The organism is Arthrobacter sp. JCM 19049 (assembly GCF_001310435.1).
The window spans coordinates 1-1,442 of record NZ_BAXF01000529.1 but is presented as its reverse complement, the minus strand read 5'-3'; the positions used below and the strand labels follow the sequence as shown (position 1 = coordinate 1,442).

Annotated in this window: 1 protein-coding gene and 2 pseudogenes; all 3 read right to left on the bottom strand. The window is 66.7% G+C overall.

Going from position 1 to position 1,442, the window contains the following annotated elements; genetic code table 11:
* Positions 1-414, bottom strand: a pseudogene (locus tag JCM19049_RS14130) (LD-carboxypeptidase); the annotation flags it as partial.
* Positions 360-1,007, bottom strand: coding sequence for an LD-carboxypeptidase (locus tag JCM19049_RS14125; protein ID WP_279403264.1), 648 nt, complete (start codon positions 1,005-1,007; stop codon positions 360-362). The gene JCM19049_RS14125 and the pseudogene JCM19049_RS14130, both read right to left, overlap by 55 nt.
* Positions 1,008-1,079: 72 nt before the next feature.
* Positions 1,080-1,442 (bottom strand): annotated as a pseudogene (locus tag JCM19049_RS14120) (ornithine decarboxylase); the annotation flags it as partial.

The window sequence follows — 1,442 nt, the reverse complement described above, 5'->3', positions numbered from 1 at the left end:
CGCGAACCGCAGCTGCACCCTGTCCGGCTGCCCCTGGGCCGGTGTTGCCGCGAGCCGGGCCTGGCCGCCGATGGGCAGGGTGAACATGGGACTGGTGTGCCCGAAGTCCAGGTTCGCGACCACCGGCACCGAGTCAAGCAGCGGATGCTTGTCCACCACTTGTTGGAGCATTGAGCGGGTGACGTCCGAATCCTGCTGGAAGCGGCCGATCCCAAGACCGGTGATGCCGGCGGCGTCGGGGCGCTGCAGCAGCGCGGCGAGGTTGCGGGCGAATTCATGGATGTCCCCGGCCGCGTCGTCCTCCAGGAACAGCATGGCACCCTCCAGCCGGGGCATCAGCCCGGTGCCCTGCAGCAGGTTCAGCGTGCACAGGTTCCCGCCGATGACCCGTCCGGTGCCCGCTCCCTCACGCAAGACCCACGGGCCGTCGGTGGGCAGCGTCTGCCGCCCATCCTGTTCATGAACCACAAGTCATCGGTGTAGGCCGTGGCCGGCTCAATGCTCCATGCCTGGCCGGAGGTGGCGGCGGTGAACCACTGGCCAGTGGGTTCAAAATGGTCGCGCATGCCAAACATGGACCAGTGCGGGCCAACATAGGTGATCATCCCGGTGCGTGCATGGATGGCGTTGGCCAGCACGGTGAAGTCCGAGTAGCCGCAAAACACCTTCGGGTTGGCGGCAATCAGGTCCCAATCCAGGTACGGCAGCAGCTCGTTGGCGTTAAACCCGCCGATCACGCTCATGATCCCGTCCACCGCCGGATCAGCGAACGCCGCGTGCAGGTCCTCCAGGCGCGAGGTGATCGACGAGCTGTCGAAGTCGTCACGCTCATCCACATGCCGTCCGAAGGAAAGCTTGATCCCCAGGGCCGCGAAACGCTCGTTGATCCAGCGCGTATTGTCATGTTCCATGACATAGCTGCGCGAGCAGGAGGGGGCAACCACCCGCACCTGAGCGCCGGGGCGTAGCCGGGCGGGAACGGTGAGGTCCTCATCAGTCCAAGTCATCGTCCCAGCCTACCGGCCGCACGGCCGCGGCATGAGCTGGGTCTCAGGGGTGCCAAGTCGCGGTATTGCCCGTTAGCCGCGTTTGTCCTGCTCCACCAGGGCCAGGGCCGCGGGGGTGAACACCTGGTACCCGTATTGGCGGTGGTAGCCGTGGATTTCCCTGGTGTCCAACGCGTCCATGTAGTCCAGGATGGGCAGGCTGATCACCTGGCCGGGCACCAGCACCGGGAAGCCCGGCGGGTAGGGGGTGACGAACGCGGCCGACACCACCTCCTGGCCCGCCGCGATGCGCTCGCGGATGGCCGGGGAATGGTAGAACGTCGTGGCCGGGTCGTCGTAGGTCAGGTAGTAGGCCCGGCGCATGTCCCCGCTCTGTGCTCCCCCGTCAAAGGCCGGGGCGAAATGGCTGAAGTCCGGCAGCGGCACCTGCGGCTG

What these genes read in the sequence shown, in the direction of transcription:
- JCM19049_RS14125 (WP_279403264.1), bottom strand. Translation starts at nt 1,007, where the DNA reads ATGACTTGGACTGATGAGGACCTCACCGTTCCCGCCCGGCTACGCCCC.